2 protein-coding genes are annotated in these 1217 nt (G+C 40.8%); both read right to left on the reverse strand.

The window, feature by feature from the left end; all coding sequences use genetic code 11:
• Window positions 1–68 precede the first annotated feature (68 nt).
• Complete coding sequence (locus AEST_RS13745) at window positions 69–860, reverse strand: hypothetical protein (RefSeq protein ID WP_008609755.1); 792 nt, start codon at window positions 858–860, stop codon at window positions 69–71.
• Between the two features lie 54 nt (window positions 861–914).
• Window positions 915–1217: transposase (locus AEST_RS13750; protein WP_039925545.1), on the reverse strand; the 303-nt coding region annotated here is incomplete at its 5' end.

Consider the following 1217-nt stretch of genomic DNA (forward strand, 5'->3'; position numbering starts at 1 on the left):
CGCCCGCAACTAAAACGAGCAACTTTTGCGAATCGAGCGCCGACGGTGCACTGTGCTGGCGATAAAATTTAATTGATTTCAAACCTATTAAGCCCAAACTTATAATCATCATCAACCTTAATGCGCTTAACCAAATTTGCTCTATCAGGTCGATACTTTCTCCAATCCCATTCCTCATCTAAAAGTTCAATATTGGCGACGCCAAATTTCTGCAAATCAGCCAGCGAGTAGTCATATCCCACTGTTCCTATGCCGAAAAAGTTCTGAATGTAGTCCCAAAAACTAACTTTAGACTGGCCATAAGTGGTAAGAAGATTATCAACGCCGATATCTGCATAAAAATGAGTTTCCATTTTTCGCATTAACGTTATGTAAGCATTAAAGCTTTCTCGGTTGTCTTCTGTAATCCTCCAATTTGATTGCCAGGCACCACCATGCCATATCAGAATCGAGTCTTTTCTTAAGTACTTTGTATTAGCAGCTGGGAATACATAGTTTGCACAAGACGATGCACAAGCGCCTTTCACTTCAACATCCAACTTGTTATCTTTGACCCAGCGCCCTAAATCCATCTCAGCGCCTATTTCACCACCATTGCTGGTTATTACAAGACGACTTGGTTTTAATTCAGCATCGTTAAACAATGAGAAAATTACGTTATTTGAAGTCTCGGTTATTTCACCTTGATAAATGATGTTTCCGTTCTTGATGCCAACATAAACTTCAGTATTTTGGTCGCTTTCCCCTATGATTTTTAAATTAGCGCACCCAATAACCAGAAAAGAGAAAATCAAAACTAAATACTTCACTAATCCTCCTTGAAATATAACGCCTTGCAGACCGGGAAACGACATTTTCATTGATCGTGCTTTATCGCTATCCTTTTGAAAAATAGCTCCCCTAAATAGCTGATCCTAATTGTGATACACCTGCTTCAATCCATGCTTGCCGCCCGGAAACGGTGCGGCAGTGTCCATAAAGTAGTAAACCTGCTCCAGTAAATTATCCATGTTTTTGCACTGATGATTCCGGGTTATCGTCTCGTGCAGGGCATGCCACAGTTTTTCAATTTTGTTATGCCATGGGCTATAAACCGGCAAGAACAGTAATTTGAACTTTGGGTTGTCGCTCAGCCACTTCTGGGTTTTCTTGCTCTTGTGGATGATGTAATTATCCACGATTAACCGAATGCTTTTAGCCCGACGATATTGGCCTTT

It is taken from the genome of Alishewanella aestuarii B11, assembly GCF_000280055.1.
Lineage (GTDB): Bacteria > Pseudomonadota > Gammaproteobacteria > Enterobacterales > Alteromonadaceae > Alishewanella > Alishewanella aestuarii.